This window comes from Thermococcus sp. AM4, from assembly GCF_000151205.2.
GTDB lineage: Archaea > Methanobacteriota_B > Thermococci > Thermococcales > Thermococcaceae > Thermococcus.
The window spans coordinates 311,957-337,973 of sequence record NC_016051.1 but is presented as its reverse complement, the minus strand read 5'-3'; the positions used below and the strand labels follow the sequence as shown (position 1 = coordinate 337,973).

Genomic DNA, 26,017 nt, shown 5'->3' with positions numbered 1-26,017 from the left:
ATTTGACGCAGAACTGGTGGATACAAAAGAGCAGGCATGGGTAGTTAGATCTACCTAAGATTTTTCCTATGAGTTCCTCAATCGCTTTAAAAAGATATCCCTCGCCCTTTTGGGGGTTAATTTTAAATAGGGTTTCTGTATATCACCTCCGGTAAGTACCTAAAGGAGGGAATCGCCATGAGCGAATACAGGTTTATAAAGTGGTTTGAGGAGCTCAGCAAGAAGGACGTCCCCCTCGTCGGGGGCAAGGGAGCCAACCTCGGTGAGCTTACCAACGCGGGAATCCCAGTCCCGCCCGGATTCTGTGTCACCGCTGAGGCCTACAAGTATTTTGTTGAGAACGTCAAGGTCGAGGACGGCAGAACTCTTCAGGAGTGGATTATGGACATCATAAGCAAGACCAACGTTGATGACTCCAAGCAACTCCAGGAAAACACCGCCAAGATCAGGGAGAAGATCATTCAGATGCCCATGCCGGAGGAGATCGCCAAGGAGATTGAAGACGCCTACAAGAAGCTCAGCCAGCGCTTTGGTAAAGAGGCCGTTTACGTCGCCGTCCGCTCTTCTGCTACCGCCGAGGACCTTCCGGAGGCTTCCTTCGCCGGCCAGCAGGAGACCTACCTCGACGTCTACGGCGTTGATGACGTCATAGACAAGGTCAAGAAGTGCTGGGCTTCACTCTGGACCGCGAGGGCTACCTTCTACAGGGCCAAGCAGGGCTTCGACCACAGCAAGGTCTACCTCAGCGCCGTCGTCCAGAAGATGGTCAACAGCGAGAAGAGCGGTGTCATGTTCACCGCCAACCCGGTCACCAACGACAGGAACGAGATAATGATCAACGCCAGCTGGGGCCTCGGTGAGGCCGTCGTCAGCGGAAGCGTCACCCCCGATGAGTACATCGTCGAGAAGGGCACCTGGAAGATAAAGGAGAAGTTCATCGCCAAGAAAGAAGTTATGGTCGTCAGGAACCCCGAGACCGGCAAGGGCACCGTCTACGTCAAGGTGGCAGAATACCTCGGTCCGGAATACGTTGAGAAGCAGGTTCTCACCGATGAGCAGATTGTCGAGGTCGCCAAGCTCGGTGCCAAGATTGAGGAGCACTACGGCTGGCCGCAGGACATCGAGTGGGCCTACGACAAGGACGACGGCAAGCTCTACATCGTCCAGAGCAGGCCGATAACAACGCTCAAGGAGGAGAAGAGCGAAGAGGCTCAGGAGGTCACCGAGGAGGCCGAGGTCATTCTCAAGGGTCTCGGTGCCTCACCGGGCATCGGCGCCGGTAGGGTCGTCGTCATCTTCGACGCCAGCGAGATCGACAAGGTCAAGGAAGGAGACGTCCTCGTCACCACCATGACCAACCCGGACATGGTTCCGGCCATGAAGAGAGCCAGCGCCATCATCACCGACGAGGGTGGAAGGACCAGCCACGCCGCCATCGTTAGTAGGGAGCTCGGTATCCCGGCCGTCGTCGGTACCAAGGTCGCCACTAAGGTCCTCAAGACCGGCGACTACGTCACCGTTGACGGTACCCGCGGTGTCGTCTACAAGGGCATAGTCAAGAGCCTCGTCGAGAAGAAGGAGGAGAAGGCCGAGGGCGGACAGGTCGTCGTTGCCGGTGCCCCGCTCGTCACCGCCACCAAGGTCAAGGTCAACGTCTCCATGCCCGAGGTCGCCGAGAGAGCCGCCGCCACCGGAGCCGACGGTGTCGGACTCCTCCGCGCTGAGCACATGATACTCAGCATCGGCCAGCACCCGGTCAAGTTCATCAAGGAGGGCAAGGAAGAGGAGCTCGTCGAGAAGCTCGCCGAGGGCATCAGGACCGTTGCAGCTGCATTCTACCCGAGGCCGGTCTGGTACAGGACCCTTGACGCCCCGACCAACGAGTTCAAGGAGATGCCAGGTGGAGAGGACGAGCCGGACGAGAGGAACCCGATGCTCGGCTGGCGCGGAATCAGGAGGAGCCTCGATCAGCCGGAGCTCCTCAAGGCCGAGTTCAAGGCCATCAAGAAGGTCGTCGAAGAAGGTTACGACAACATCGGCGTCATGCTCCCGCTCGTCGCCAACCCGGACCAGATCAGGAAGGCCAAGGAGATAGCCCGCTCAGTTGGCCTTGAGCCGCACAAGGACGTCGAGTGGGGAATCATGGTTGAGGTTCCAGCGGCCGCGCTCATCATCGAGGACCTCATCAAGGAGGGCCTTGACTTCGTCAGCTTCGGTACCAACGACCTCACCCAGTACACCCTCGCCATCGACAGGGACAACGACAGGATTGCCTACCTCTACGACGAGAAGCACCCGGCAGTGCTCAAGCTCATCAAGCACGTCATCAAGGTCGCCAAGAAGTACGGCGTCGAGACCAGCATCTGCGGACAGGCCGGCAGTGACCCGAAGATGGCCAAGATCCTCGTCAGGCTCGGCATCGACAGCATCAGCGCCAACCCGGATGCGGTCGAGCTCATCAGGAAGACCGTCGCCCAGGAGGAGCAGAAGCTCATCCTCGAGGCCGCTCGCAAGAGGCTCTTCGAGGATGAGGACGAGCTCGACTTCTGATTTCCTTCCTTTTCTCATCTCTTAGTTTCTCTTGCAACTCCCGGTTTTGTGGCACAAGGTTTATTTAATGCCATTTCCTATTCTTAAATGGTGATAAGATGTCCTCTGTGGAAGTTAAGAAAATCGACTCCCAGGGAAGGCTCGTTATACCAAAGTCGTGGCGCGAGAGGTGGGGGAACGAAGTTATTCTCATAGAGCTCGACGACCGGATAGAGATAATCCCCCGAAAACGACCGCGACTCTCAAGGTTCTTTGACATAATCGATGCAGATGTTAAAGGGGAGGACATCGAAAAAGAACTGCTTGAAAGTCCCTACTGAGGTGTTCTTATGAGGTTCATAGACGCAAACGTCTTCCTGTACGCCCTGCTAAAGCCAAAGCCGAACCTACCGGAAGAAGTCATTGAAAAGAAGAAGCGGGCAATGGAAATCCTGAGACAGATTGAAAACGGGGAGGAAGTTGCAACAACCGTTGTGCACCTAAGTGAGGTCGCCAACATAATCGAAGCCAAGGTGAATCTCTCCACGGCGATAGATTTCATTGAAGAACTCTTAACGGCCGAAAACGTTCGGGTTCTTTCGGCCACCGCAGAGGACTACATTAAGGCAACCATCGTTGCGTCTGAGAAAAGAGTGAGTATAAACGATGCCCTCGCATACCTGAAGATGATTGAACTTGACATTGGCGAAATCTACACGTTTGACAGGCATTTCTTGAATCTCAACGTTCGCGTTCTTCCATAGGGTGGCTCCTTTATCCATGCTAAGGTTTTTATACTAACGTTTCGACAAGTATCTCAATGAAGCGAGTCGAGGCAATGCGCGAGCAGATCCTCAAGGGACCCGTTGTAAAGACGCTCATCCTGTTAGCATACCCGTTAATCATAAACCAGCTTGTGCAGGTCCTCTACAACCTCACAGATACCTTCTGGCTCGGAAAGCTCGGCAGGGAGGAGTTGGCGGCGCCGGGAACTGCCTGGCCCCTCGTCTGGTTCTTCATGGCAATGGGAATGGGGTTCGCAACGGCTGGCTTCGCCTTCGTGAGCCAGTATGTCGGCGCTGGAAACTACGAGAAGGCCAACCGCTCGGCTGGAGCGCTCTACTCCCTCATGCTGATATTCGCGGCGGGAGTTGGAGTCTTTGGAATCCTTTCGGCGCCTTATCTGCTGAGGTTTATGAACGTGAGCGAGACCATCTATCCCTACGCACTCGCCTACACGCGCGTTATCTTTGGCGGCATACCCTTTGCCTTCACGCTGTTCGCCTTCAACTTCCTCCTGAGGGCGATAGGCGACACTAAGACACCGGTTAAGATAAACATCGGCACGGTTCTCCTGAACCTGATCCTGGACCCGTTCTTCATCTTTGGCATCGGCCCGTTTCCAAGGCTCGGCGTCGTCGGCGCGGCCGTCGCGACCATGCTCTCCAACAGCCTCGGCTCCCTGGTCGGCGGCTATCTACTCTTCACGGGCAGGGTGGGTATACATCTAACCCTTGAGAACCTAAAACCGGACCCCGAATTTTACAAGCGCATCTTCCGCGTCGGCCTGCCCTCCAGCGTGGGCTCCTCGACGACCGCCCTGGGTTTTGTAATCCTCGCCAGGATAATCTTCACGATTGGAGGGCTTTACGGCCAGAGCCACGGCATAAAGGACTTTCAGGACGTTGCTTTTTCAACCTACAGCATAACCAACAGGCTAACCAACTTCATGTTCGCCTTTTCCGACGGGATAAGCATGGCCATGGGAACCATGGTGGGCCAAACGGTCGGCGCGAAACTCTACGACAGGGCGAAGGAGATAGCGGAGAAGACGATGGCGATAAACTTCACGATCCTTGGCGTTGGAACGCTCCTCTTCGCCCTTTTCCGCGTCCAGATCTTCAGGTTCTTCATAAACGATCCCGCGATAATAGCCGAGAGCGCGAAGGTCGTCAAGTACTTCTCCGCCTCGCTCCCCTTCTTCGGAATATTCTCAGCGGTCAACAACGTCTTCCAGAGCTCGGGCCACACGAAGAAGAGCATGATACTCGGGTTGATCCGTCTGTGGGCCCTCAGGCTCCCCCTCAGCTACGGTCTCGGCGTCTTAACGAGGGATACCGCTGGGCTGTGGCTCGGTATGGGCCTGAGCAACGTCCTCGGCGCTGTTGTTGCCCTCGCCTGGTTTCTGAGGGGAAGCTGGATGAAGAGGATAATAGAGGAGTAAGTTTTTATAGGTACGTTTCGACAATGGTCTCACCGTGATACTAATGGAGCGGGGAAAGGTTCAGCGAATGCGCGAGGAGATACTCAACGGCCCCATAGAGAAAACGCTTCTCCGCTTAGCTTATCCTCTCATAGTGAGCAACCTCGTGCAGGTCCTCTACAACATAACCGACACCTTCTGGCTAGGCAAAATAGGACGTGCAGCGCTCGCGGCCCCTGGAACGAGCTGGCCGATAATAGGAACGCTCATGGCCCTCGGCATGGGGTTTGCAATGGCAGGCTTTGCCCTGGTCGGCCAGTACATAGGGGCCGGACGCTACGAAAAGGCCAACCGCTCGGCTGGAGCGCTCTACTCCCTCATGCTGATCTTCTCCACGCTTACTGCTATGGTAAGCCTCGCAGTCCTTCCCTACGCGCTCCGCTTCATGAAGGTAACTCCCAACGTTTACCCCTACGCAAAGGTCTACGCCACCGTCGTCTTTGCAGGGGTTCCTTTATCGTTCTCCTTCATGGCCTTCTCAGCGCTCATGAGGGCCGCGGGGGATACAAAAACGCCCGTCAAGGTCAGCATGCTGACGGTTTTCATGAACATAATCCTGGACCCCATTTTCATATTCCTCCTCGGTCTGGGAGTTGAGGGAGCCGCCATAGCGACTGTTCTGTCCAACGGGACCGGTGCTCTAATAGGCCTAAGGCTGCTTACCAGCGGGAAAGCCGGCCTTCACCTCACTCGCGAGGCTCTGAAACCGGATTTCGAGTTCTACTCCAGGATATTCCGGGTTGGCCTGCCCTCGGCCGTCGGCCAGTCCGCCAACAACTTCGGTTTCGTCGTTCTAACAAGGATAATCTACGGTTACGGCGACGTCGTCTACGCTGCTTACACCATAACCACCCGCCTCGTCAACTTCATAACCAGCATCTCCCGCGGGATAAGCATGGCCATGGGAACGATGATAGCCCAGAACGTCGGTGCCGAGAACTACGAAAGGGCCAAGAGGATCGCGGAGAGGACTATGGTGGTCAACTTCCTCATAGCCTCTTCAGCTATTCTCATAATCGGGATCTTTCGGGTGCCCGTCTTCAAGGTGTTCCTGAACGATCCCGCGGTCATAGCCCAGAGCGAGTACGTGCTCAAGTACTTTCTCATCTCGGTTCCCTTCTTCAACGGAATTTTCGTAGTCGTGACGAGAACCTTCAGCTCCGCGGGCACACAAGAGAGCATGATCCTCAGCATGCTCGCTCTGGGTTGAGATCCCCTCAGCTACGCTTCGCTACGTCCCGGCGGTATGCTCTCCTTGCAGACTCGTCACGAGATCAGCGTGAGGATCCCTGGCAGAGCTCTCGGATGAGCAGCAAAGGCGTGTTCTTCGGGATGGGAATGAGCAACTTTTAGCGGCCCTCGTTGCCCTCCTGTGGTCCTCAGGGGAGCTGGATGAAAAGGATAATAGAGGAAGAATAGCTCAACCAAGGGTCCTGAGCACGAAGGCGAGCAAATCGGTAAGCTCTCTCGCCCTCGTCTCGGGTGAAGCGCCCCATGTGCCCGCTCTTGGTCTCGACGCGGAGGTAAACCGGCGCCCCTACCTCTTTCAGCTTCAGGAAGAACTTGAGGGCGTGGGCCGGGTGCACGCGGTCGTCGTGCAAACCTGTGTAGATGAGCGTCGGCGGGTATTTTTGCTTTTTCACGTTGTGGTATGGGGAGTATTTCAGCAGGAACTCCCTGTCCCTCGGGTCGTCGGGGTTGCCGTACTCCGGAATCCAGACGCTGCCGATGTAGAGTTTGTGAAACCTGAGCATATCTATAACGGGGTAGCCTATCAGCGCCGAGTCCATGACGTCCGGCCTCTGGACGAGGGTCGCCGAAACCAAGAGGCCACCGTTGCTCCTGCCCCAAGCGGCAACCTTGTATCCTTCGCGCTTGAGCTTCTCAAGGACGGCTATAAAGTCGTCGAAGACGTTCTGCTTGTTCTCCCTCATTCCCGCCCTGTGCCACTCCTCGCCGTACTCGCTTCCACCGCGCAGGTTGGCCATTCCGAAGGTTCCCCCGCGCTTTATGAAGGGAATCGCCTGCGGGAAAAAGCGCGGCGTCAGCGAGATGTTGAAGCCTCCGTATCCGAAGACCCAGGCTTTCTTCTCATCTTTCTCGCCCTTCACGAGGAAGTAGTGGATCCTCGTCCCGTCCTTCGAGAGGGCGAAGTCCTCCTCGACCCTGAAGTTCCCCTCGATTTCTTGCCCCTCGACGGGCTTGAGCTCTCCGTCGAACTCGTAGAGCCTGTATGGAACCGTGAAGCTCTCGTAGCGGAGCAAAACCCTCTTCCCATCGGTATCGAGCGGGTAGACGCTTCCCGGGAGGTCAAAGGTTATCCCGTCGAGCTTCTCCCCGTCGAGCGAGTAGACCTCAAGCCTGTGGCTCGCGTGCACGAGCCTGCCCGCGAGGATTTTATCCCCGACCAGAACGGCCCACTCAAGAGGGAACTCACCTTCGGGGATTACCTCCTCGACTTTTTCACCGACTGCGATGAGCTTTCCTAAGCCCTTCCCTTCCCTCGTTAGGAGGTATAGTTTGCCGTCGCGGACGTCAACCGGCTCAACTGGAACGTCCGCCGAGTAAACCTTCTCCCACTTCTCGGGCTCGTCTATTGGACCAACGTAGATTTCCGCGCTGTTCCAGCCGAAGGTTACCGTGATCATCGCCCACTTTCCGTCGGTGCTTTTACTTAGTCCGATGAAGTAGCCCGATCCGAGGCCCTCGCCGAAGACGAGTTTTTCTCCGCTCCTGTCTTTCCTGAAGAGCCTCACGGCGGGGGCTTTAACTCCGTCGGGTGTTTCTCCATGCCTGTAGAAGCGGGCGAAGTAGTAGCCGTCATCGAGGAAAGTAACGTTCCACACCGACGGCCTGAACTCCTCGATTAGCTCGCCGGTCTCGAGGTCTATTATTCTCGTTATCCCCTCGTCGGCACCGCCTATCGAGAAGCTGTAGGCCAAAAATTTGCCCTTCTCATCGGCGGTGAAGCCCTGAAGGAGAACCTCGTCGTTGAGCTCCTTTTCAAGCTCCTTCGAGTCAACTATCACCTCTCCGCCGAGCCACCTGATGATTTGCCGGTCCCTCTCGCGGTACATCGCCACAACGCCCTTCTCCGTCAGCTTCGCAGAAACAAGGGTTGGAATCGAGTAGTACTCCCAGACCTCGGGGAAGAGTTCGTCGCTCAGCCCTCCTATGAACTCCCTGAAGCGTTTATTCTCCTCCTCGACGAGCTTCAGAACGCGCTCGTCCTTCAGGTTCTCGGCCCAGATGTACTCGTCCATGAAAATCACCGTCTTAACGTTAGCACAGTGGATATAAAAGAATTGCTAAAGGCTAAGCAGGCTCACCCTGGGCTTTTCGAGATCTACGACCGCATAGTAGCCCCTGAACAGCGGCCCGGGGTTCACAACGATGGTCCCGCCTATTCTGTCAACCCCCCTCGCCTCGTGGATGTGGCCTGTGATCACTATGGGGGGCTGGTTTTCCTCGATGAACTTTCTCAAAGCTTTACTTCCGACGTGGAGGCCGGAGCGGGTCAAGTCCACTTTGGTTCCGTAGGGCGGAGCGTGGGAGAGGATTATGTCCCCCGGGCGGTAGTTCCTCCGCAGGATCGCCTCGATCTCCTCCTCGCTCAGCTCCCATATCGTGTGGAATGGCGTCACGTTCGAGCCCCCAATCCCGACCAGCCCGATCCCCTCAATCTCGATCCTCCTGTCGTGCGCACTTATTCCCAGACTTTCAAGGTACTCCGGAACGTCCCTGCCGTCGCAGTTGCCGTGAACGGCCACTACCCTTATTCCCAGCCCGAGCAGGGGTTTTAGAACCTTCTCCGCGATGCCGGCTGTGCCGAAGTTGGTCACGTCCCCGGCTATGAGTATCGCGTCCGGTTTCCTCTCCATGGCCTCTATTCTGCGGGCGAGCTCTCTCGTGACCCTTGAATCCCCGTGTATGTCGGTTACGGCCACCGCGAGCATTCCCATCCCCCGAATTCGCCCCATAGCCCACAACCCTTTTATATTTTTGGAACGTTTTAATTCCAGTCTGTTCGAAGGGAGGGATTGAAATGAGAAAGATGTCAACCCTGATGGCCCTCTTAATAACTGGATACATTTTGGGGGTGCTGAACTTCCTGCTGATGCCGAAGTACTACATCGCCTTCGGTCTCAAGGGCTTCGTTCTGTCGCTCCTGGCACTGGGCGTTGGGTTGATCCTGATCTACGGCGAGCTTGAGGCAACGAGGAAGACGCGCTATCTCATCCACGAGTTCATGGTGAAGGTCTCGCGGCTCCCGGCGATAACGATAGTCCTGCTGATGTTTCTGATGCTCTTCGGTGCAATAAACCTCTACTACTCCGGTTTCGCCCTTCTGAAGCTCCTCAACCTCGGAACCACGGCCCTCATCGGGATCCTCCTGGTGGTTATAGCACTGATCTGGCTGTTCCTGATAATACTGAGGAGCCGCTCCGTTGAGTTCATCGGGGCCCTCGCTGTTCTGTTTATAATATTCGCCTTTGTCTCGCTCTTCCTGATGAGGGAGCAGGTTTACAGTTTCGTCAAGAGCGAGGCCGCTCTCAACTACCTCAACTCCTACAGGCACGCGGTTTTGTCCTTCGACCACTCCCTCACGGCCAAGGGCACGATAACCATGCTGATAACCGTTCTGCTGAGCCTCGGTCTCGGAGCGGGAGTTTACTACGTCCTCGGAAGCTTTGCCCCCTCTGAGCTGGACTTCCGGAAACTCCTCGGTGTCGTTCTGCTCCTCCAGATACTTCTGAGCTTTGCGGCCGCATTCACGACGGTTTACGCGATTGGGGCGGCCTACCAGAGTTACGAAAACAACCAGATCAAGTACAAGCAGATCCACGAGGAACTCGGTAAGGTCTTCGCCAACCCCAACCTCACGGCGGAGGAGGCGATGAAGAAGTACAACCAGCTCCAGGAGGTTTTAAAGGGCATTGACCAGACGCTCAGCAACTTCCAGAAGGTGAGGAGGTACGCGAGTTTCAGCGATGAGAACCCCATAAGGGCAATCGAGACATTCTACCTCATCCCCGACATAATCCGCGAGAGCGGAATAAGCGGAAGCTCGGCGATAATATTCCTCCTCATGGGCTCGCTCTTCCTCGCAGGGTTCACAACGCTCATAGTGCTCGTCGAGATAGGCGCCCAGATCTCGGCTGAGACTTTCCAGATGAAGAGGAACACGAGCGTCTCCTTCGTCAGCGGGGCGATTCTAGTTCTCTCCGCCGCGATGATGGTGAGCGGGATCAAGGTGCTCTTCCTAGGGGCTCTCCTGGGCGTTGGCGGGCTGATAATAGCCCTCGAAGGCGTGCCCCTGTTGATCGGTGTGTCCCCCGTCGACAGGAGGCTCATAGGAGTTGGAGTGCTGGCCTCGGTGGTTATAGGCCTGATGGCCCTGAAAACGATGCTGAGCTTCCCGAGCTCCTACGTGAAGCTGGGCATACTGGTTGGCCTGCTCCTCTTCCTGCCGGTTCTCTTCAACAACTACCTGCTGGCGGGCTCCAGGAGGGGCCGCTGAGCCCTTCAAAAATTTTTTAAATGGCCTTTCCGAGTTGGAATAGAACGCTTACGGGAGGTATGGAAGATGGGAGACAAGACCAAGGTTCAGGTCAGCAAGCTCAAGCCCGGAAGGTACATAATCATCGACGGCGAGCCCTGCAGGATCGTGAACATAACCGTTTCCTCGCCAGGAAAGCACGGCTCCGCCAAGGCCAGGATTGAGGCCGTTGGAATCTTCGACAGAAAGGTCAGGAGCATCGTTAAGCCGACCAGCGCGGAAGTTGACGTTCCGATTATCGACAAGCGCGTCGGCCAGGTCATAGCGATAACCCCGGACACGGTCCAGATTATGGACATGGAGACCTACGAGCTCTACGACGTCCCGATCGAGACCGGCGTCGAGGACGAGGTCAAGGACCAGCTCAAGGAAGGAATCACCGTCGAGTACTGGGAGACCCTCGGCAGGATCCAGATTAAGAAGGTCAGGGGCGAGTGAGCCCCTCTCTTCTCGCTTCTTCAGAAAGCCTTAAATATCAACCCTTCTTTTATCGTTTAGATCGCCATGGAAGAGAACCTCCGGAGGAAGCTGTGGTCCCTGGCGTGGCCTGCAATACTCGGGAACATCTCCCAGACCCTGCTCAACCTAGTCGATACTTTAATGGTCGGCCACGTCAGCGCAATAGCGGTCGGTGCGGTCGGCCTCGGGGGGCAGATAAGCTGGTTCATGTTCCCGATAATGATGTCTGTTTCCGTTGGAACCCTCGCCCTCGTCGCAAGGTTCGTGGGCGCGAGGGACTTTGAAAAGGCCGAGCTCGTTCTGGAGCAGAGCCTCTACCTTGCGTTCCTCCTCGGCATCCCCGTGTTTCTCTTCGGCTGGTTTCTCGGCGATGACGTGCTGAGGATAATGGGCGCAAAGGGGGAAACCTTCAGCATAGCCTACTCCTACCTCAAGGTTCTCTTCCTGTTCTACCCCATAAGGTTCGTGGGGTTCACGTTCTTCTCCGCCCTCAGGGGAGCGGGGGACACAAAAACCCCGATGAAACTCGGCATCGTGATGAACGTCATAAACGCGGTCCTCGACTACCTGCTGATCTACGGCAAGCTCGGCTTTCCGAGGCTCGGCCCTGTGGGTGCAGCCTGGGCCTCAGGAATTGGAATAACCGTATCGTTCCTCATCGGTTTCTACCTGCTTCTCACCGGCCGGCTCGTGCTCCACCTGAGGCCCAGCTGGAGGCTTGACCTACCCCTTATTGAGAGGATCGTGAGGATCGGAATCCCCGCCCTGGTGGAGCGCGGTCTCTTCAGCTTCTACAACTTCCTGTACATGACGATAGTCACGAGGTTTGGAAGCATAGCCCTCAGCGCCCACCAGATAGGCCTGAGGATAGAGAGCATCGCCTACATGCCGGCTTTCGGCTTCAACGTGGCTTCCTCAGCTCTCGTCGGCCAGAGTCTCGGCGCAAAAAGGCCAGATTTGGCTGAAAAAACTGTGAAGGAAGCCCTCAAAATGATAACGGCCTTCATGAGCGTTATGGCGGTGGTTCTCATACTCTTCCCGCGCTACCTCGTCATGCCCTTCCTCAACCCGAACGATCCGCACTACGGCGAGGTTCTGAGGCTGGCGAGCATATACCTCATAATAGTTGGGATAAGTGAGATTCCCCTCGGGTGGGTCTTCGTTCTCAGCGGGGCTTTGAGGGGTGCCGGAGACACCAAAAGCCCGATGTACGTTACGGCCGTCAGCAAGCTGTTCTTCAGGATCCTCCCGGCTTACCTCCTCGGCTTCGGCTTCGAGATCCCGGCCTTCAGGGTTCTCGGCTTTACCTTCCCGGGCTTTACCTTCGAGGGGCTGGGCGTCATAGCGGCGTGGATAGCTATGAGCCTCGAAACCTTCACGAGCGCCGCGATGTACTGGTGGATATTCAGAAGGGGGCGCTGGAAGTACGTCAAGGTCTGAAGGCCCGCAGAATCCTCTCGAATATCTCCCTCTCGGCCCCCTTTCTCTTCCGGGCTAACCTTTCCACTATGAGCTCCGGAGTGCTCCTCCCTATCCTCCCGAAGCGCGGCTGCCTGTCAACTATCAGGTTCAGGCTTTCGTCGAGCCCTTTGGCCTCTATTCCGTCCACCCGAGCGAAGGGGAGCTCTTTTTTCAGATCCTCGCCGAGATGGGACACTATAACCACGTAAAAGCCCCTCTCATGGGCTATCCGCAGGAGTTCGCCTATTATCTTAACAGCCGCGCCCGGCTCTGTTATGGCCTCGAACTCGTCGATGAGTATGAGCTTTTTTCCGCCTCCCCTGAGCGCCCGAACGAATGACCTGAGCGCGGTCTCGAAGGCTCCGGCCCCATAGGCGCTCCTCTTCCTTCTGAAGAAGAAAACCTCGTCGAGGGGTTCGAGCCACGCCCTTTCAGCTGGAACCGGAAAGCCCATGTGGAAGAGCACCTCGATCTGGGTTATCAGCTCGAGCAGGCTCGTCTTTCCGCCGCTGTTGGCGCCCGTGAGGATGACTATTCTCTCGCCGGCTATCCTCTCTGAACCGGGAACGCTGAAGTCCGCCGGTTTGGCGCCGATAACGTAGCTGACGGGCTGAGGGTTCTCGATGAAAAGGTGCCTCCCGTTTACGAAGGCGATGCCGCCCTTCCAGAGCTCGGGAAACGAAAAGTCCCCCGCGAAATCCTTGACGGCCCTCAGAAAGTCGAGCTCCCTGACGGATTCGAGTTCCCTCTTGAGCTCGGGAAGGAGAGGGGCTATTCTCTCCAGGATCTCCCTGCCCCTCATGTAGAGCTCAACCTTGAGCTCTCCGTCGAGTTCGCGGTAGAGGGCCTCAACGCGCTCGGGAACCGCACGAACGGGGTACATCTCGTCCCGGGAGAAGAGTTCCACCGCAACTCCAAGCCTCTCGCTCAGCTCCCTCTCAGCCTCGTTGATGAGGTCGAGGATCTCGCCCTCGATCCCCCCGAAGTGCCTGAATATTGCCTCGTAATTACCGGCCCTCAGCTCGCTCAGAAACGCCACGAGCTCCTTACCCGTCAGGGTCAGACTGAAGCGCTCCAGCCTCTCGGAGATCTTCTCGTTCAGCTCCCTTTCCTTCTCCGCCACGATCTCTTCGAGGGCCTCAAGGACCTTCCTCCTCTCCATCACCTCTCCGAGAGGCCTGAGCTCGCGCAGGATTTCGCCTGCAACGCTTTTTCTCCCCAGGATCTCCCCTATTCTCGATAGAGCCCTCAGGGTTTCCCTGTTCTCCCAGAGGGGCAGGACGTAGAGTTCCGGTGCTATCTGCGCGGGACTTAACTCAACGTCGATGCCGTAACCAACGGTGCTGAGGACGATGGGGTACTCCCCGGGCTCAACCGGCTCGGTGGTGACCCCGCACAGGCCGAGCTCTTCCGCTCTCTCGAGTTCATTTTCATCAACCACCAGAATCCTGTCGTGGAGGTAGTCCCTCTTAAAGCGGATCGGCTTTACGCGCGCTATGTGCTCCCCAATGTCCTCGCGGATCAGCGGGAGCATCCCCCGAAAATACTCCTGCCTCCTCCGTATCTCCTCCGGATCGGAGGTGGGCTCGAATCTTTCAAGAAGGGCCGAACTCTCCGGGAGGAGCGTTCTCCTCTTTATCTCCTCCTTTATCGCCCGCAGTACGGCTTTAGCCTCCGGGTTGAGTTTCAGCTTCATCGTTAAAAGGACGGGAAAGGGGATAAAAAGTTTATCCGCCGAAGAGCCAGGTCACGGCCTCAGCGAAGTGTCTGCCCCAGTAACGCTCGTTGTGCTCGCCACCTTCCTCGACGACCACCTTGAGGTTCCGTCCCTCAACGTATCCCTTTTCCTTCAGTACCTCCACGAGTTTACGGCCGTCCTCCATCATCTTCTGAGGATTGCTCCCCTCGCTGGTTCCCCAGTAGAGGTAGATCTTCTCCGGGCCCCGCTCGGCGTTCTCGATGAACCCGTATATCTCGGGGTTGAACCAGAGCGAGGGGCTCATCGCTCCGACGTACCGGAAGGTGTCGGGGTATGCAAAGCCTGCGTAGAGGGCAAGAAGTCCACCGAGGGATGAACCCATTATCCCCGTCTCCCCGCGCTCCGTGCGGTAGAGGGCATCTATGTAGGGCTTGAGGTTCTCCACTATGAACTCGAGCGTGGCGTTTCCCTCGCCGCCCTTCCCGTACCATTCGTTTTTCCAAGGGGCGTACTCGTCTATCCTTCTCTCCCCGCCGTTGTCGATCCCAACCACTATTATCGAGAACCCCGTTTTGTTGTAGAGCTCTTCGAGGGTCTCGTCAACCCCCCATTCGCCTGCGAAGGCCGTTGCGTTGTCGAAGATGTTCTGGCCGTCGAGCATGTAGAGAACCGGATACCTCTTCTTCTCGTTTTTGCCGTAGTCCGGCGGAAGGTAGACCCAGACGCGGACGGTTCTGTTGAGCTGGGGGGAGAACATCTTGAATACCTTCACGTTGCCGCTTATCGTATGGGTAGCCTTCTCAAAGTGATCGCGCCAGTTGTACACCCTGAGCTCGTACACCCCGCTCTTCCTGAAGACGAAGTGCCTGTCCGGGATTTCTCCACCGGCTGGCCCGACCTCCACGGTCTCCCACGAGCCCCGCGTGAACTTGAAGCTTATAACGGTCCCGTAGGGGAAGGTCAGGTTTATCGCCCACCTCCCGTCCGGAAGTCTCTTCAGCCTGAAGCGCTCGTCCTCCGTATTCCAGCCGTTGAAGTCGCCCGCTATGTAAACGCTGGCGTTTTGAGGCGTGTAGCCGGGCACGGAAACGATGAAAGTTACCGTCACGTTCTTTTCCCCCTGGGGCGGGTGCCAGGCGGTTGTTTCGGTGTTTGAGGTGCTTGAAACGCTTGAGGTCGCCCGCGTACTCGTCCAGAGGCTTGAATGAGTTCCCGCCGAAGTCGATGGAGATTGCGTGGAGGACACCCCGCCGTTTGAGCCACCTATGCATCCGAGGGACGCGATGAGAAGGATCGCGATGAACAGCGTGAGGGCCTTCGTGCTCTTCAACTCCACCACCTCAAACAGATCGCCAAAGTCGTTTATAGCGTTAACCCAAAGGTTTTAGTGGGGCGGAGCGAACTCACCCCGGTGATCGGAATGGAGCTGACCCACGTCGATGAGCGGGGCGTCAAGATGGTCGAGGTCGGCCACAAGGACGTGGTTTTTCGAAAGGCCGTCGCGAAGGGAAGGATAAGGCTCAAACCGGAAACGATAGAGCTCATAAAGGCCGGCAAGACGAAGAAGGGCAACGTCATCGCGACGGCCCAGATTGCCGGGATTTTAGCGGTCAAGAAAACGCCCGAGTTGATACCCCTCTGCCACCCGATACCGCTGACCGGCGTTGACATAACCTTCGAGTTTGGTAATGACTACATCGAGGCAACCTGCGAGGTTCGCGCCTATTACAAGACCGGCGTCGAGATGGAGGCTTTAACGGGCGTAACAGTCGCGCTGCTCACGATATGGGACATGGTGAAGGCCGTCGAGAAGGACGAGAACGGCCAGTACCCGGTGACGAGGATAGATGACGTCCATGTCGTGGAGAAGATTAAACAAAAATGACCAGTTAGGGTTATAAGTGTCCACGCGCAGTTGGGCCGGTGGTTCGGATGTACGAGGTCAAGAAGAGCAGATCAGGCTACATCTTCGACCTTCCGAGGGAGAGGATAGCCTTCATGTTCCTGAAGGACGGAACCTACCTGATGTTCCACGACGAGGAGTTCCTCTGCTACTCGACCAAGCCCGTCGAGGTTTCAAGGGAAGAGCTCGAACGCTTCGAGGAAACAGGTGAGATGCCCGAGCTCATAAGAAGGCTCAAGGCCCACGACTTCCCGGGCGAGTGCGTCGTCAAGAGACTTCCTCCAATCGACGAGGACTTAAAGCCCCTCAACCCGGGCAGGAAGTGCGTCGTAGTCTTCACCGGCTTCCAGGACACGGTGATAGACTACATCGAGCGCGACGGGGTAACCTACGCGGTCGCGAGACTGGTTGATGAGCCCGAGAAGGCCTGCCGGTTCGTCGGAAAGGGCAACTACAAGATCGCCGCGGTCAGGCTGAAGAGGAACGGGCCGTGCATGAGCAGGGAGGAGTTCAGGAAAGCCCTCGCGGAGGCGTTTAATTTTTAAGCCTCAACTCTTTTCTCCAACCATGCTCCTCCACATCGGAATCGATGACACTGATTCACCCAACGGCATGTGCACGACCTACCTCGGCGCGCTCCTGTACCGCGAGCTGTCGCGCTTAGCTGAGCCCATCGACCTGCCGAGGCTTATACGACTGAACCCGAACATCCCCTACAAGACGCGCGGGAACGGAGCGGTTGCGATGACGTTCGAGGTCGATGAGGAGGCCCTTCCAGAGATTAAGGACCTCGTGCTGTTCTACGTTAATCAGCTTGCGGATTTCACACACGAGAACACCAACCCCGGCGTCGCCTTTCTCGAGGGCGAAATCCCCGAAAGACTGAGGGAGTTCTCGCTCAAAGCTTTGAGGGAGCACGTTACCATCGAGGAAGCTGAGAATGTTGCGAGGGAGGTAGGAGCTGAAATCTTTAAGTTCAAGCTCGGCAGGGGCATAATCGGAGCTTTAGCTTCAATCGGCTATCCCTTAAAGACCTTCACCTACGAGCTTTTAGCTTACCGCGAACCGGAGAACTGGGGAAAGCCGAGAAAAGTCGACGCCGAAAGCGTGTTTTTGGCCGACAGGTGGAGCTACCCCTTCACCTACGATAACGTGGATTATTACAAGAGAACCGTCCTCATAGCCCCCCACGGCAAGGACCCCGTTCTCGTCGGAATCAGGGGAATTGACCGGGGAAAGGTTCTCCAGGCCTTTGAGATGGTCCGCTTTGGGGAGCCGATAGCTTTCTACCAGCTCTACAAGACGAACCAGAACACCGACGACCATCTGACTCCCAAAAAAATTGGCGAGCTGAGGCTATACGACAGCGCGGTTGTCAGGGGAAGGGTTTCCGGGCCATACTGGGAGCGCGGGAGGCACGTTTTCTTCGAGCTTGAGGACGAGACCGGGAAAATCAGGGTGGCAGCCTTCGAGCCGACGAAGAAGTTCAGGAACTACGTTCGGAAGCTCCTGCCCGGTGATGAAATCATAGCCGCTGGAGGGGTTAAGGAGCACGAGGGAATCTTGACCCTCAACCTTGAGAAGTTCTATCTGGTGAAGCTCGTCCCGAAAATCGAATACAGAAAGCCGAGGTGCCCGCGCTGTGGGGGAACGATGAAGAGCAAGGGCGACTACCTGAAGTGCAAGCGCTGCGGCTATAAGATGCCGAAGAAGCTGGTTCCGGTTGAAGTCCCGCGCGAGCTGGAGAGGAAGATTTACGAGGTTCCTCCAGATGCGAGGAAGCACCTGTCGAGGCCGCTGGTGCTACCGGGAGGGGAGGAGAGGGTTTTAGAACTCCTGTAAGCGAAAGGCTTAAAGTGATAATCACCATTATCATAACGGTGATTATCACATGACCAAGTTCGTAAATAGAAATGAGGAGCTTAAGGCACTGAGAGAACGGCTCTCAAGCGAGAATTTCGAGCTAATCATCATCTATGGGAGAAGGCGTGTTGGGAAGACCCGTCTCGTCCTCGAAGCCGTGAAAGACGTTCCCCACGTTTACTACCTCGCCGTCGAGGGGGGTAACCTGAGGCACTTCCGGGGGACTGCTGAGAGAGTTTTTCCGGAGGTGAGATACGCCCGGGGAGACTGGGAGGGCCTTCTCCACGCCCTCAGGGGAAAGGTTATTGTCATCGACGAGTTCCCTAACATCATAAAGGAAGACCCCACCGTTTTGAGCGTTTTTCAGAGGGCTATTGACACGGAACTTTCAGATTCGAACACAAAACTCATTCTCCTCGGCTCCTCCGTGAGCATGATGACGGAGAAAGTTCTCAGCTACAAGAGCCCTCTTTACGGCAGGAGAACAGGCTCAATGAAGCTCAAGCCCTTGAAATTTCTCCATCTGAGGGAGTTCTTCCCTGATGCCGACTGGAAGGAACTCGTAGAAGTCTACGGCATGACCGATGGAATTCCGTTCTACATAACGCAGGTTAGGTTGCCCTTCTGGGAGTGGCTCAATAATGAGCTGAGGAACCCGGTGAGCTTCTTCCGCGACGAGGTTGATTTTCTGCTTAGGTACGAGTTTACGGAGACGAGAACCTACCGGCGCATACTGGAGGCAATAGCCTTGGGCAAAACGACGCCAAAGGAGATAAGGGACTTTATCGGCATGAGACACTCGGATGTAACGCCCTACCTGAGAAACCTCATCGAAACTGGGCTGGTGGTGAGGGAAGTCCCGATAACGGAAAAGCCGAGCTCAAAGAGGGGTCGCTACTACGTGGCCGACAACTTCCTCGCCTTCTGGTTCCGCTTCGTCTATCCAAACCTTTCGGCCATCGAGGAGGGCATCTTTGACGTTGAGGAGATCAAGCGAGACTACGACCATTACCTTGGCCCGGTGTTTGAGAAAGTTGCTCGGCATTTCCTCGTCGAACTCAATAAAGCTGGAAAGCTGCCGTTCCGCTTTACAAAAATCGGCAGGTGGTGGCGTAAGGGCGAGGAGATTGATTTGGTTGCTTTGAACGAACGCGAGAGGAAAGCGCTCTTTGTTGAGGTGAAGTGGAAGAGCCTGAGCGAGAGGGAAGCGCGGGGCGTTTTGAAGGACTTGGAACGGAAGGCTGGGCTGGTGGGACTTGATGACTGGGAGAAACGCTACGGGCTTGTGGCGAAGAACGTTGAGGGGAAAGAGGATCTGAGAGAAGAAGGATTTTTGATCTGGGACTTGAAGGACTTCGAAAGGCTTATCTCTTCCAAGGGCGAAGATTGAGGGGTGGTTTCCTTGGTAGTCCGATACGTCTATGCCCGGACGGGCAAGAAGCATAAAAAGTTCGAGGGAATCAAGCCTACATCGAGGGAGATCGTGGTGGTGGACTCCCTCGATAACACACACACTACATAGGCACAATGCTACATTAAAAAAGCATATCATAAGGCGCTACGGAGAGGTACCCGGGCCGAAGGACGCCAGTGCCGACGTGAGGCATGATGCACTGGTGAACGCCATAACACACACATAACTACTTCGGTGGATTGATAAGCGAGGAGCACGCGAAGTACATCGCCCCCACGAAGGAGGACGCCCAGCGCTGGACGCTCCTCCTCCAGCTGCTGAGCATCCTGCCGGCAATGGAAAACAAAATAAGAAGATGGAAGGAGCTCGGGAAGCGGCAGGAACACCTGTTGAAGAATCTCGCGGAGGAGGAGGTCGCATACTACCACAAGGAAAACGTGAAGGAAATAGCAGGTGAAATAGAACTGCCAAAGAACTTGCTCCCTTATGAGGGATACATCCTCCCAAAGTACGAGAAGCTGAAGGATCCGGAGTTCCGAAAAAGGTTCGTAACGGGATTCGTCGACAGCCACAACATCTGGATAAAGAAGAGCCGCATACTCACCAAGTATCTCCCTCTTGCAATGGAAGCGGTCGAAGAACTGGTAAAGTACTTGGGACCCGAAGGAAGGAACTGGATAGAGACGGAGGAGTATAAAAACTTGGAAAAACTTAACAAGTACTTGGACACACTTTTCGGGGAAGAGTACGGAGCGAAACCGAGAAGCACCACAGCGACGCGAGCAGCAATTCCATCTGCGGCAGTCAGACCGTCACAAGAACCGGCGAAACCAACCTTCCCCGAAACGAAGAAAGCCGTCGAGGAGGAACTCAGAAAGGCAGGGATTCCGGAGGAGAAGGGAACGAAAGTCTTCACTGAGCTCATCACCATAGCAAAGGCCCTCGAATACGCGGGGTTCTCGGGCGAGGCCATGAAGCGGGCGGAGGGAGACCTGCTCAATCGACTTGACGAACTCCTCGAAAACCCTGAGGAGAACGCGCTTGAGATAGCCTACACGGTTAAGCTCCTCAGGCTGGTTCAGCGGAGGGACGTGGAGGGGATAAGGGAGTTCGCTAAGTGAGGTCGTAAAGGAATCCCGGAACCTCCGGGCCCTTCAGGACTTTAACGTCCTTCGGGTACCTTCCCCTTCTCTCCCCCGACTTCACCTCGACCTTCAGGTTTCCAGCGATTGCATCGACCTCGTAGGAGTTCCGGTAGTAGTAAACCTCCCCGAACTTCCGGTGCAGGTGCTCCTGAACGAGCCACTCGTAGAGAGCGGCCCTATCAACCTTTCTCCTCGTCCAGAGCTCCATGGCCCTCACGATTAACGGGTCACGGAGAATCAGCTTTCTTTCCTTCCGCGGATAGACCTTCCCATCGCCTCCGAGGTAGAGAACCTGCAGGAGGACGTGAAGCGCCTCGAAGAGCTCAACGTAATCCCTCGCGGTGTGGGGCGAAACCCCGACGGCCTTCGCTATCGCGTTGAAGGAAGTCGGTGATGGCGCTTTATCGAGTATAGCGCCCATGACGTCCCTCGCGAGGTCGGTCGAGCGCTCTAAAGCTTTCAGGTCCGCCTTCAGGAAGCCCACGAGCTCCTCAACCTTAAGGGTGCCGTTTAGATAGGCCAAATAGCCGCCGGTTTCAAGGTAGTTCTCGAAGACCTCGTTCCCCTTCAACGGAAAGAAGTCCTCGTAAAAGAGCTGGTAATAATCGCGGAAGCTCAGCGGCATGACCTCGACGGTCTTTCCCTTCCCCCGCCTGCCCCCAAACGTCTCAAAGTGCCGTCCAAGAGCAAGGGAAATCGAGCCCGTTACGGTGACGACATCGTTCCTCAGCTCGCCCCTGTCTATGAGGAACTTCAGGGCACGCCACCAGTCCTCAACTAAGCTAACCTCATCGAGGAATATGAAAGCTTTTTTAATGTTTTTTCGTCTCTTCAGTTGGAGGTACTCGTTTAGAACCTCCAAAAGCTCTTTGTAGTCCTCAAGCACGTCACAGCTGAAGTAAAAGACGGCATAGGGAGTACTGACTTTTTTGAGGAGCTCTTTAATGAGAAGCTTTATTCCGATGGTTTTCCCGACCCTTCTCGGTCCGACGACGAAGTTGAGCGAAAAAGGCTCCAATGAGAGTTCGTCGAGCCATTTCGGCCTGACCTTATAGGTGAGCTTTTCGAAGAGCTCCCAGTCTCTGTCAGATTCGCCAAACCACCACGGGTTCTGTATCTCAAGCATGTGCAGTTGTAGTGCAAAGATGTTTATAAAGATTTTGCATTTCTACTGCAAAGGAATTTAAAAAGAGTTTGCAGTGCGAGTGCAAACTATCCAAAAAACCAGAGCTCAAGGGCGTATTTATCGAGCTCCCCAGGGGAGGCCTCACCGAATATTCCCATGTAAGCTTCAATTGCGGGCTTTTTCTTTCTCCGTGTCTTGGACCTAACGGGCAGATATCTCCGCAGAGCATTGAGTCAAAGTTGTTTGAGGTTCACCCCTTCATCACCTTCCACACCAGCAGCGGGAAGACGAGCGTCGCATCGGCCCATATCTCGACGTAGTCTGCCTTTGCCCTTATCTTGCCCCAGCTGACGCCTTCGCTCGGCGGTGCACCGCTCAGCGAGCCGTCCCAGGGGATTGCGGTCGTCACGTAAATCGCGTAGTCCGTTCCGCCCCTGAAGAGGTTGGCGTTGATTATCGCATGCTTCGGCAACGAACCGCCGAGGATTATCGAGGCGGTCTCCTTTGCGGTAACCGCTAAGTTGTTGAGCTTCACTATGTCGTTGGCGATGTCTATGATTAGCTCCCTGTCCCCGTGTTCTTCCTTGAAGAAGTAGAGCATGTCCCCTATCGAGCCGTCGGTTATAGCGGGACAGAAAATCGGGACGTTCCTTTTGTAGGCCCAGTAGATAACGCTCTTCTCCTTCTCCTTCCCGAGCTTCTCGTCCATGTATTTACCGAGCTCGTAGATGAACTCGCTCGCCGTCAAAACCCCACGCTCCTTTTCAATCTCAAGGACCCGCTCGAAGAAGGGAATCATGTACTTCTCGAACTCAATGTAGCGGTCGTTGGGCACGAAGATGTTGCCTATCCTGTTGATGCCCTTCTCGCGCATTAGGGCATCGTTAACGTTCCAGTCGCCCAGGATAAAGGGTTTGAGGGCCTTTATGAAGTCCTCCTCGATTCCGCCGGCGGTGGTTACGATAACGTCAACCTTGCCTTCTTTGACCAGCCACGCGATTATCTCCCTCAAACCGGAGGAGATTATGTTGGAAGTGTAGCCGAGGAAAACGCGGACTTCTTCTCCCTTTGCCCGCTTCTCCTCGACCTTCCGCCATATCTCTATCGCCCGTCCGAGGTGTGTCGCCTGGAAACCTATGCGCTCGTAATAATCCAAAACATCCTCGAGGCTTGAAACGTCGTCGAGCCACGGCCCCTCAATCGGAACTCCCTCAACCTCTTCGCTCTCCTTAAGCACGATGTCCTTCGGCTCCGTCATGGGGAGGGGTTGGAAGGGGGGCGTTTAAAGCTTTCGTCAGCACTTCCCGCTTAGGACTGAGCCTATCAGCCTGGCGGTAACGGGGACGGGGAAGACCTTTCTCGGCGCCTTCTTTGTGAGCCACTCCTCTATCTCCTTCGCCCTCGCTCTCCCTTCACGCATCGCCGTTCCGATGTTCCTCGGCGCGACGACGTCTCCGGCGAAGAAAATCCCGGCCTCCTTCAGGATTTCCTCGTTCGCACAAACGACTTCGCGAATCGGACTCGTTGGCAACTGGCCGATGGCATAAGCCACAACATCGGCGTCAACGATGAACCTTTCGTCCGTTGTAACGACGCTTCCCTCAACGATTTTCGTCCTCGCGAACTCGACCCCTTCCGCCCTATTTTCGCCGATGATTCTCACGGGCGAGGCCATCTCAATGAACTCAAGACCCTCCTCGATGAGCTTCCTGATTTCGGCCTTTGCGTAGCTCTGCTCCAGGGAGCGGCGGTAGACCATCGTGACCTTTTCAGCGCCGAGGAGCCTCGATTCGAGGGCAACGTCAACCGCGGTGTAGCCCGCTCCAATTATGACGACGTGCTTGCCCTTCAAGTCGGGAACGCTGTCCCAGGGATAGTAGCCTATCCTGGCCATCTTTATGTGGTGGAGTAGCTTAAGCGCATCGTAAACGCCCGGCAAATCAACGCCCGGAACCTTCAGCTTCCTTGGACGCCAGGCGCCCGTGGCTATGAGAAGGGCATCGAACTCGCCGAGCAGTCTCTCGAGCGATACGAAGTGCTCGGCCCACTCGTCCCCGAGTTCCCGGGGGGAGTCATAGACTACCTTCGTCCTGAAGTGGAAGTTCACGCCGAGCTTTTCGAGGTCCTTGACACCTTCTCTAACGGTTTTTATCGGTATTCTCGCCTCTGGAATCGCGAAGGCCACCATTCCACCGCCCTCTGGCATCTTGTCGTAGACGTGAACCTCGTAGCCCCTGCACGCGAGGTAGCCGGCGGCCGTCAGCCCAGCCGGGCCGGCTCCGATGATTGCTATTTTGAAGGGCTTCGGCTCGCTCTTCTCCCTGCAGATGTAGAACTTCACCGTATCACCCCCAAAGTTTTTCAAGAAACCTGTTGAAAACCGAAGGTTTTGCACCTTAAGTTTCTTTTCCCGAAAACGTTGCCACAATGACAGGGATTTCCCAAATTCGGGAAACCTAATTCGTCATCGGGACAAAGGTTATTAGCCCGTCCCCGTATGCGCTACCATGATTGAGGTCGACCTGAAGGGGATGGGCATAATAGTAACGGCCTCCTCGCGAGGAATAGGCTTCAACGTCGCGCGGGAGCTCTTGAGGAGGAACGCGAGGGTTGTTATAAGCTCCAGAAGCCGGGAAAACCTGAGAAAGGCCCTCGACGAGCTCTCGAGCTACGGTGAGATTTACGCCGTTGAGGCCAATCTTTTTGACCAGGGGGACCTTGAGAACATTGTGAAAGAAGGCTGGGAGCTCCTCGGTGGGGTTGACGCCCTCGTCTGGAACGCCGGAAACGTCCGCTGTGAGCCGTGCCTCCTCCACGAAGCCACTTACCTCGACTGGATTGAGGCTTCGGCACTCCACACGGTGGCTCCTGGTTATCTAACGACCCTTCTCATCAGGGAATGGCTCGAAAAGAAGCGGAGGGGTGTTCTCGTCTACCTTAACTCCGTCTCGATAAAGGAGCCCATGCCGCCGCTCGTCCTCGCCGATGTAACGCGCGCTGGGCTGGTTCAGTTAGCCAAGAGCGTTTCGAGGACATACGGGGGTAAGGGAATTCGGGCCTACTCCGTTCTGCTTGGCAGCTTCGACACGCCCGGTGCGCGGGAGAACCTCAGGGCGGTTGCCGAGGCGAGGGGAGAGCCCTTCGAGAAGACATGGGAACGCGAGGTGCTCGGCAGGACACCCCTCCACAGAACCGGGAGGTGGGAAGAACTCGGCTCGCTCGTGGCCTTTCTGCTCAGCGATGATGCCGAATACATGCTCGGCTCCACCGTCGTCATAGACGGCGCGATGACGAGGAGCGTTGACCTCTGAAGCAACAGAATAAAAGAGGTAAAAGGCTTTAACTCACCAGTCCGCCTCGTGAATAAGCTCACACTCCGCGAAACTGGCATCGGACAGTTCTCGAGTTCGTAGAGGATACACCATGACCCCAAACCCTAGCTCCAGAACGTAAGGTTTCCAAAATTTTTATATTGTTAAAACTTCCATACGTTTTGGGTGATCCCAGTGAAAAAGCTATTTGTTTCTCTGTTAATTTTTGTTCTGGCGCTTGGGTTAGCCGGAAGCGGCTGCATAAGCGGGGGCAGCGGCACCTCGACTTCCTCGCCGAGCGGAAGTGAAACCCAGATAAGGGGAACGATCCACTTCTACACATCCATTCCCAAGGACATTGCCATCAAGATAGCCGACGAGTTCCAGAAGAAGTACCCGAACGTCAAGGTTGAGGTCTACCGGAGCGGGGCCTCAAAGGTCATGACCAAGCTGGACGCAGAGATTGAGTCCGGGAAGATCATCGCCGACGTTGTGTGGCTCGCCGACCCCGGAAACACGATCTACCTGAAGAACAAAGGAGTTCTGATGAAGTACACGCCCAAAGATGCCGACAAGGTTCCCAACTTCGCCAAAGACCCGGATGGCTACTGGATCGCCGGCAGGTTCATAGCCCCGGTTATAGCGTACAACACGAAGATAATACAGAACCCGCCCAAGAAGTGGACGGATCTCATCGACCCCAACTACAGGTCTTCCCTCCCGAGCCCGTGGAACAACGCCGAGGGCTGGGTGGCGGTTCCGAACCCGCTGTACTCGGGCGCCGCCACGGCGTGGGTCTACGGCATCAGCCAGAAGTACGGATGGGACTACTTCAAGAAGGCCAGGTCGATGGGAATCGTCGTCCTGAAGAGCAACGGCGCGGTTAAAAACGCCATAATAGAGGGCCAGGATCCCATCGGCGTGACGCTCGACTACATGGTCAGACAATCGATGGAGGATGGGGCTCCAATAAACTACGTCTATCCCGAGGACGGCACCGTTGTGATACCGAGCCCGATAGCGATAATGAAGACCACGAAAAATCCGGCGGCGGCCAAGGCCTTCGTGGACTTCCTCCTCTCAAAGGACGTTCAGGAACTGCTGGTTCAGTACGGCATAATTCCTGCCAGAACCGATGTGACACCCCCGAAGGGAACGCCGAGCATAGAGAACATACCCCAGATCAAGATAGACTGGGAAAAGCTCTCCTCCCAGCTTGAGGACGTCAGGAATCAGTTCTCCCAGATCATGGGCTGATCTCCTTTTTCTTTCTTGGAGGGGGCT

General features: G+C 55.8%; 21 protein-coding genes and 1 pseudogene. 15 read left to right on the top strand and 7 right to left on the bottom strand.

The annotated features are described in order from the left end of the window. Positions 1 to 177: 177 nt before the first annotated feature. The 5 genes from ppsA (at position 178) to TAM4_RS01760 (ending at position 6,002) form a co-directional block, all read left to right on the top strand. Entirely contained in the window at positions 178 to 2,550 is a 2,373-nt protein-coding gene (gene ppsA / locus TAM4_RS01780) for a phosphoenolpyruvate synthase (protein ID WP_014121524.1), read from the top strand. Between the two features lie 98 nt (positions 2,551 to 2,648). After that, positions 2,649 to 2,870 (top strand): AbrB/MazE/SpoVT family DNA-binding domain-containing protein, encoded by a 222-nt coding sequence (locus TAM4_RS01775; RefSeq protein ID WP_014121523.1) that lies wholly within the window; start codon positions 2,649 to 2,651, stop codon positions 2,868 to 2,870. A 9-nt stretch (positions 2,871 to 2,879) separates the two neighbouring features. After that, positions 2,880 to 3,293, top strand: coding sequence for a type II toxin-antitoxin system VapC family toxin (locus TAM4_RS01770; protein ID WP_014121522.1), 414 nt, complete (start codon positions 2,880 to 2,882; stop codon positions 3,291 to 3,293). 56 nt (positions 3,294 to 3,349) lie between these two features. Further along, complete coding sequence (locus TAM4_RS01765; protein WP_014121521.1) at positions 3,350 to 4,753, top strand: MATE family efflux transporter; 1,404 nt, start codon at positions 3,350 to 3,352, stop codon at positions 4,751 to 4,753. A gap of 43 nt (positions 4,754 to 4,796) precedes the next feature. Next, on the top strand, positions 4,797 to 6,002 hold the full coding sequence (locus TAM4_RS01760; protein WP_014121520.1) for an MATE family efflux transporter: 1,206 nt from the start codon (positions 4,797 to 4,799) through the stop codon (positions 6,000 to 6,002). Between the two features lie 210 nt (positions 6,003 to 6,212). On the opposite strand, the pseudogene TAM4_RS01755 reads toward TAM4_RS01760, so the two are convergent. Both TAM4_RS01755 and TAM4_RS01750 read right to left on the bottom strand, forming a co-directional pair. After that, positions 6,213 to 8,055, bottom strand: a pseudogene (locus TAM4_RS01755) (prolyl oligopeptidase family serine peptidase). A 45-nt stretch (positions 8,056 to 8,100) separates the two neighbouring features. Beyond that, positions 8,101 to 8,748: a metallophosphoesterase gene (locus TAM4_RS01750; protein WP_014121518.1), complete on the bottom strand. Its 648-nt coding sequence runs from the start codon at positions 8,746 to 8,748 to the stop codon at positions 8,101 to 8,103. Positions 8,749 to 8,837: 89 nt separating this feature from the next. Here TAM4_RS01750 and TAM4_RS01745 point away from each other — a divergent pair, with 89 nt between their 5' ends. The 3 genes from TAM4_RS01745 (at position 8,838) to TAM4_RS01735 (ending at position 12,251) form a co-directional block, all read left to right on the top strand. Continuing rightward, positions 8,838 to 10,313 (top strand): sodium-dependent transporter, encoded by a 1,476-nt coding sequence (locus TAM4_RS01745; RefSeq protein ID WP_014121517.1) that lies wholly within the window; start codon positions 8,838 to 8,840, stop codon positions 10,311 to 10,313. A 66-nt stretch (positions 10,314 to 10,379) separates the two neighbouring features. Beyond that, on the top strand, positions 10,380 to 10,790 hold the full coding sequence (locus TAM4_RS01740) for a translation initiation factor IF-5A (protein WP_014121516.1): 411 nt from the start codon (positions 10,380 to 10,382) through the stop codon (positions 10,788 to 10,790). Between the two features lie 66 nt (positions 10,791 to 10,856). Further along, positions 10,857 to 12,251, top strand: coding sequence for an MATE family efflux transporter (locus TAM4_RS01735; protein WP_014121515.1), 1,395 nt, complete (start codon positions 10,857 to 10,859; stop codon positions 12,249 to 12,251). Here TAM4_RS01735 and TAM4_RS01730 read toward each other — a convergent pair. Further along, a complete protein-coding gene (locus tag TAM4_RS01730) occupies positions 12,241 to 13,968 on the bottom strand; it encodes a DNA mismatch repair protein (RefSeq protein ID WP_014121514.1) in 1,728 nt (575 codons plus the stop codon). The two genes, TAM4_RS01735 and TAM4_RS01730, sit on opposite strands and share 11 nt — an antisense overlap. 31 nt (positions 13,969 to 13,999) lie before the next feature. Continuing rightward, a complete protein-coding gene (locus TAM4_RS01725) occupies positions 14,000 to 15,307 on the bottom strand; it encodes an alpha/beta hydrolase (protein ID WP_237702110.1) in 1,308 nt (435 codons plus the stop codon). An 84-nt stretch (positions 15,308 to 15,391) separates the two neighbouring features. Between TAM4_RS01725 and moaC the strand changes: the two genes are divergently transcribed. From moaC to TAM4_RS01700, 5 genes are all read left to right on the top strand, one after another. After that, complete coding sequence (gene moaC / locus TAM4_RS01720) at positions 15,392 to 15,856, top strand: cyclic pyranopterin monophosphate synthase MoaC (protein WP_014121511.1); 465 nt, start codon at positions 15,392 to 15,394, stop codon at positions 15,854 to 15,856. Between the two features lie 47 nt (positions 15,857 to 15,903). Beyond that, positions 15,904 to 16,419, top strand: coding sequence for a hypothetical protein (locus tag TAM4_RS01715; protein ID WP_014121510.1), 516 nt, complete (start codon positions 15,904 to 15,906; stop codon positions 16,417 to 16,419). Between the two features lie 22 nt (positions 16,420 to 16,441). After that, positions 16,442 to 17,716 carry a tRNA(Ile2) 2-agmatinylcytidine synthetase TiaS gene (gene tiaS, locus TAM4_RS01710; protein ID WP_014121509.1) on the top strand — a complete coding sequence of 425 codons (1,275 nt, stop codon included), beginning with the start codon at positions 16,442 to 16,444 and terminating at the stop codon, positions 17,714 to 17,716. Positions 17,717 to 17,765: 49 nt separating this feature from the next. Further along, entirely contained in the window at positions 17,766 to 19,127 is a 1,362-nt protein-coding gene (locus TAM4_RS01705; RefSeq protein WP_014121508.1) for an ATP-binding protein, read from the top strand. Between the two features lie 263 nt (positions 19,128 to 19,390). Continuing rightward, on the top strand, positions 19,391 to 20,272 hold the full coding sequence (locus TAM4_RS01700) for a hypothetical protein (RefSeq protein WP_014121507.1): 882 nt from the start codon (positions 19,391 to 19,393) through the stop codon (positions 20,270 to 20,272). Here TAM4_RS01700 and TAM4_RS01695 read toward each other — a convergent pair. The 3 genes from TAM4_RS01695 to TAM4_RS01685 form a co-directional block, all read right to left on the bottom strand. After that, the gene (locus TAM4_RS01695) at positions 20,265 to 21,422 is read right to left on the bottom strand and encodes an ATP-binding protein (RefSeq protein ID WP_014121506.1); all 1,158 of its coding nucleotides are present in this window, start codon (positions 21,420 to 21,422) and stop codon (positions 20,265 to 20,267) included. The genes TAM4_RS01700 and TAM4_RS01695 overlap by 8 nt on opposite strands. A gap of 250 nt (positions 21,423 to 21,672) precedes the next feature. Continuing rightward, complete coding sequence (locus TAM4_RS01690) at positions 21,673 to 22,680, bottom strand: deoxyhypusine synthase (protein ID WP_014121505.1); 1,008 nt, start codon at positions 22,678 to 22,680, stop codon at positions 21,673 to 21,675. 36 nt (positions 22,681 to 22,716) lie between these two features. Next, positions 22,717 to 23,763 carry an FAD-dependent oxidoreductase gene (locus TAM4_RS01685; protein WP_014121504.1) on the bottom strand — a complete coding sequence of 349 codons (1,047 nt, stop codon included), beginning with the start codon at positions 23,761 to 23,763 and terminating at the stop codon, positions 22,717 to 22,719. 190 nt (positions 23,764 to 23,953) lie between these two features. Here TAM4_RS01685 and TAM4_RS01680 point away from each other — a divergent pair, with 190 nt between their 5' ends. Together TAM4_RS01680 and TAM4_RS01675 are read left to right on the top strand one after the other, a co-directional pair. Continuing rightward, positions 23,954 to 24,733, top strand: coding sequence for an SDR family oxidoreductase (locus tag TAM4_RS01680; RefSeq protein WP_048150817.1), 780 nt, complete (start codon positions 23,954 to 23,956; stop codon positions 24,731 to 24,733). A 195-nt stretch (positions 24,734 to 24,928) separates the two neighbouring features. Next, on the top strand, positions 24,929 to 25,990 hold the full coding sequence (locus tag TAM4_RS01675; protein ID WP_014121502.1) for an ABC transporter substrate-binding protein: 1,062 nt from the start codon (positions 24,929 to 24,931) through the stop codon (positions 25,988 to 25,990). Positions 25,991 to 26,017: the final 27 nt, after the last annotated feature.

Coding starts and splice junctions, on each gene's coding strand:
- ppsA (WP_014121524.1), top strand. CDS start 178: ATGAGCGAATACAGGTTTATAAAGTGGTTTGAGGAGCTCAGCAAGAAG.
- TAM4_RS01775 (WP_014121523.1), top strand. CDS start 2,649: ATGTCCTCTGTGGAAGTTAAGAAAATCGACTCCCAGGGAAGGCTCGTT.
- TAM4_RS01770 (WP_014121522.1), top strand. CDS start 2,880: ATGAGGTTCATAGACGCAAACGTCTTCCTGTACGCCCTGCTAAAGCCA.
- TAM4_RS01765 (WP_014121521.1), top strand. CDS start 3,350: ATGAAGCGAGTCGAGGCAATGCGCGAGCAGATCCTCAAGGGACCCGTT.
- TAM4_RS01760 (WP_014121520.1), top strand. CDS start 4,797: ATGGAGCGGGGAAAGGTTCAGCGAATGCGCGAGGAGATACTCAACGGC.
- TAM4_RS01750 (WP_014121518.1), bottom strand. CDS start 8,748: ATGCTCGCGGTGGCCGTAACCGACATACACGGGGATTCAAGGGTCACG.
- TAM4_RS01745 (WP_014121517.1), top strand. CDS start 8,838: ATGAGAAAGATGTCAACCCTGATGGCCCTCTTAATAACTGGATACATT.
- TAM4_RS01740 (WP_014121516.1), top strand. CDS start 10,380: ATGGGAGACAAGACCAAGGTTCAGGTCAGCAAGCTCAAGCCCGGAAGG.
- TAM4_RS01735 (WP_014121515.1), top strand. CDS start 10,857: ATGGAAGAGAACCTCCGGAGGAAGCTGTGGTCCCTGGCGTGGCCTGCA.
- TAM4_RS01730 (WP_014121514.1), bottom strand. CDS start 13,968: ATGAAGCTGAAACTCAACCCGGAGGCTAAAGCCGTACTGCGGGCGATA.
- moaC (WP_014121511.1), top strand. CDS start 15,392: ATGGAGCTGACCCACGTCGATGAGCGGGGCGTCAAGATGGTCGAGGTC.
- TAM4_RS01715 (WP_014121510.1), top strand. CDS start 15,904: ATGTACGAGGTCAAGAAGAGCAGATCAGGCTACATCTTCGACCTTCCG.
- tiaS (WP_014121509.1), top strand. CDS start 16,442: ATGCTCCTCCACATCGGAATCGATGACACTGATTCACCCAACGGCATG.
- TAM4_RS01705 (WP_014121508.1), top strand. CDS start 17,766: ATGACCAAGTTCGTAAATAGAAATGAGGAGCTTAAGGCACTGAGAGAA.
- TAM4_RS01695 (WP_014121506.1), bottom strand. CDS start 21,422: ATGCTTGAGATACAGAACCCGTGGTGGTTTGGCGAATCTGACAGAGAC.
- TAM4_RS01690 (WP_014121505.1), bottom strand. CDS start 22,680: ATGACGGAGCCGAAGGACATCGTGCTTAAGGAGAGCGAAGAGGTTGAG.
- TAM4_RS01680 (WP_048150817.1), top strand. CDS start 23,954: ATGGGCATAATAGTAACGGCCTCCTCGCGAGGAATAGGCTTCAACGTC.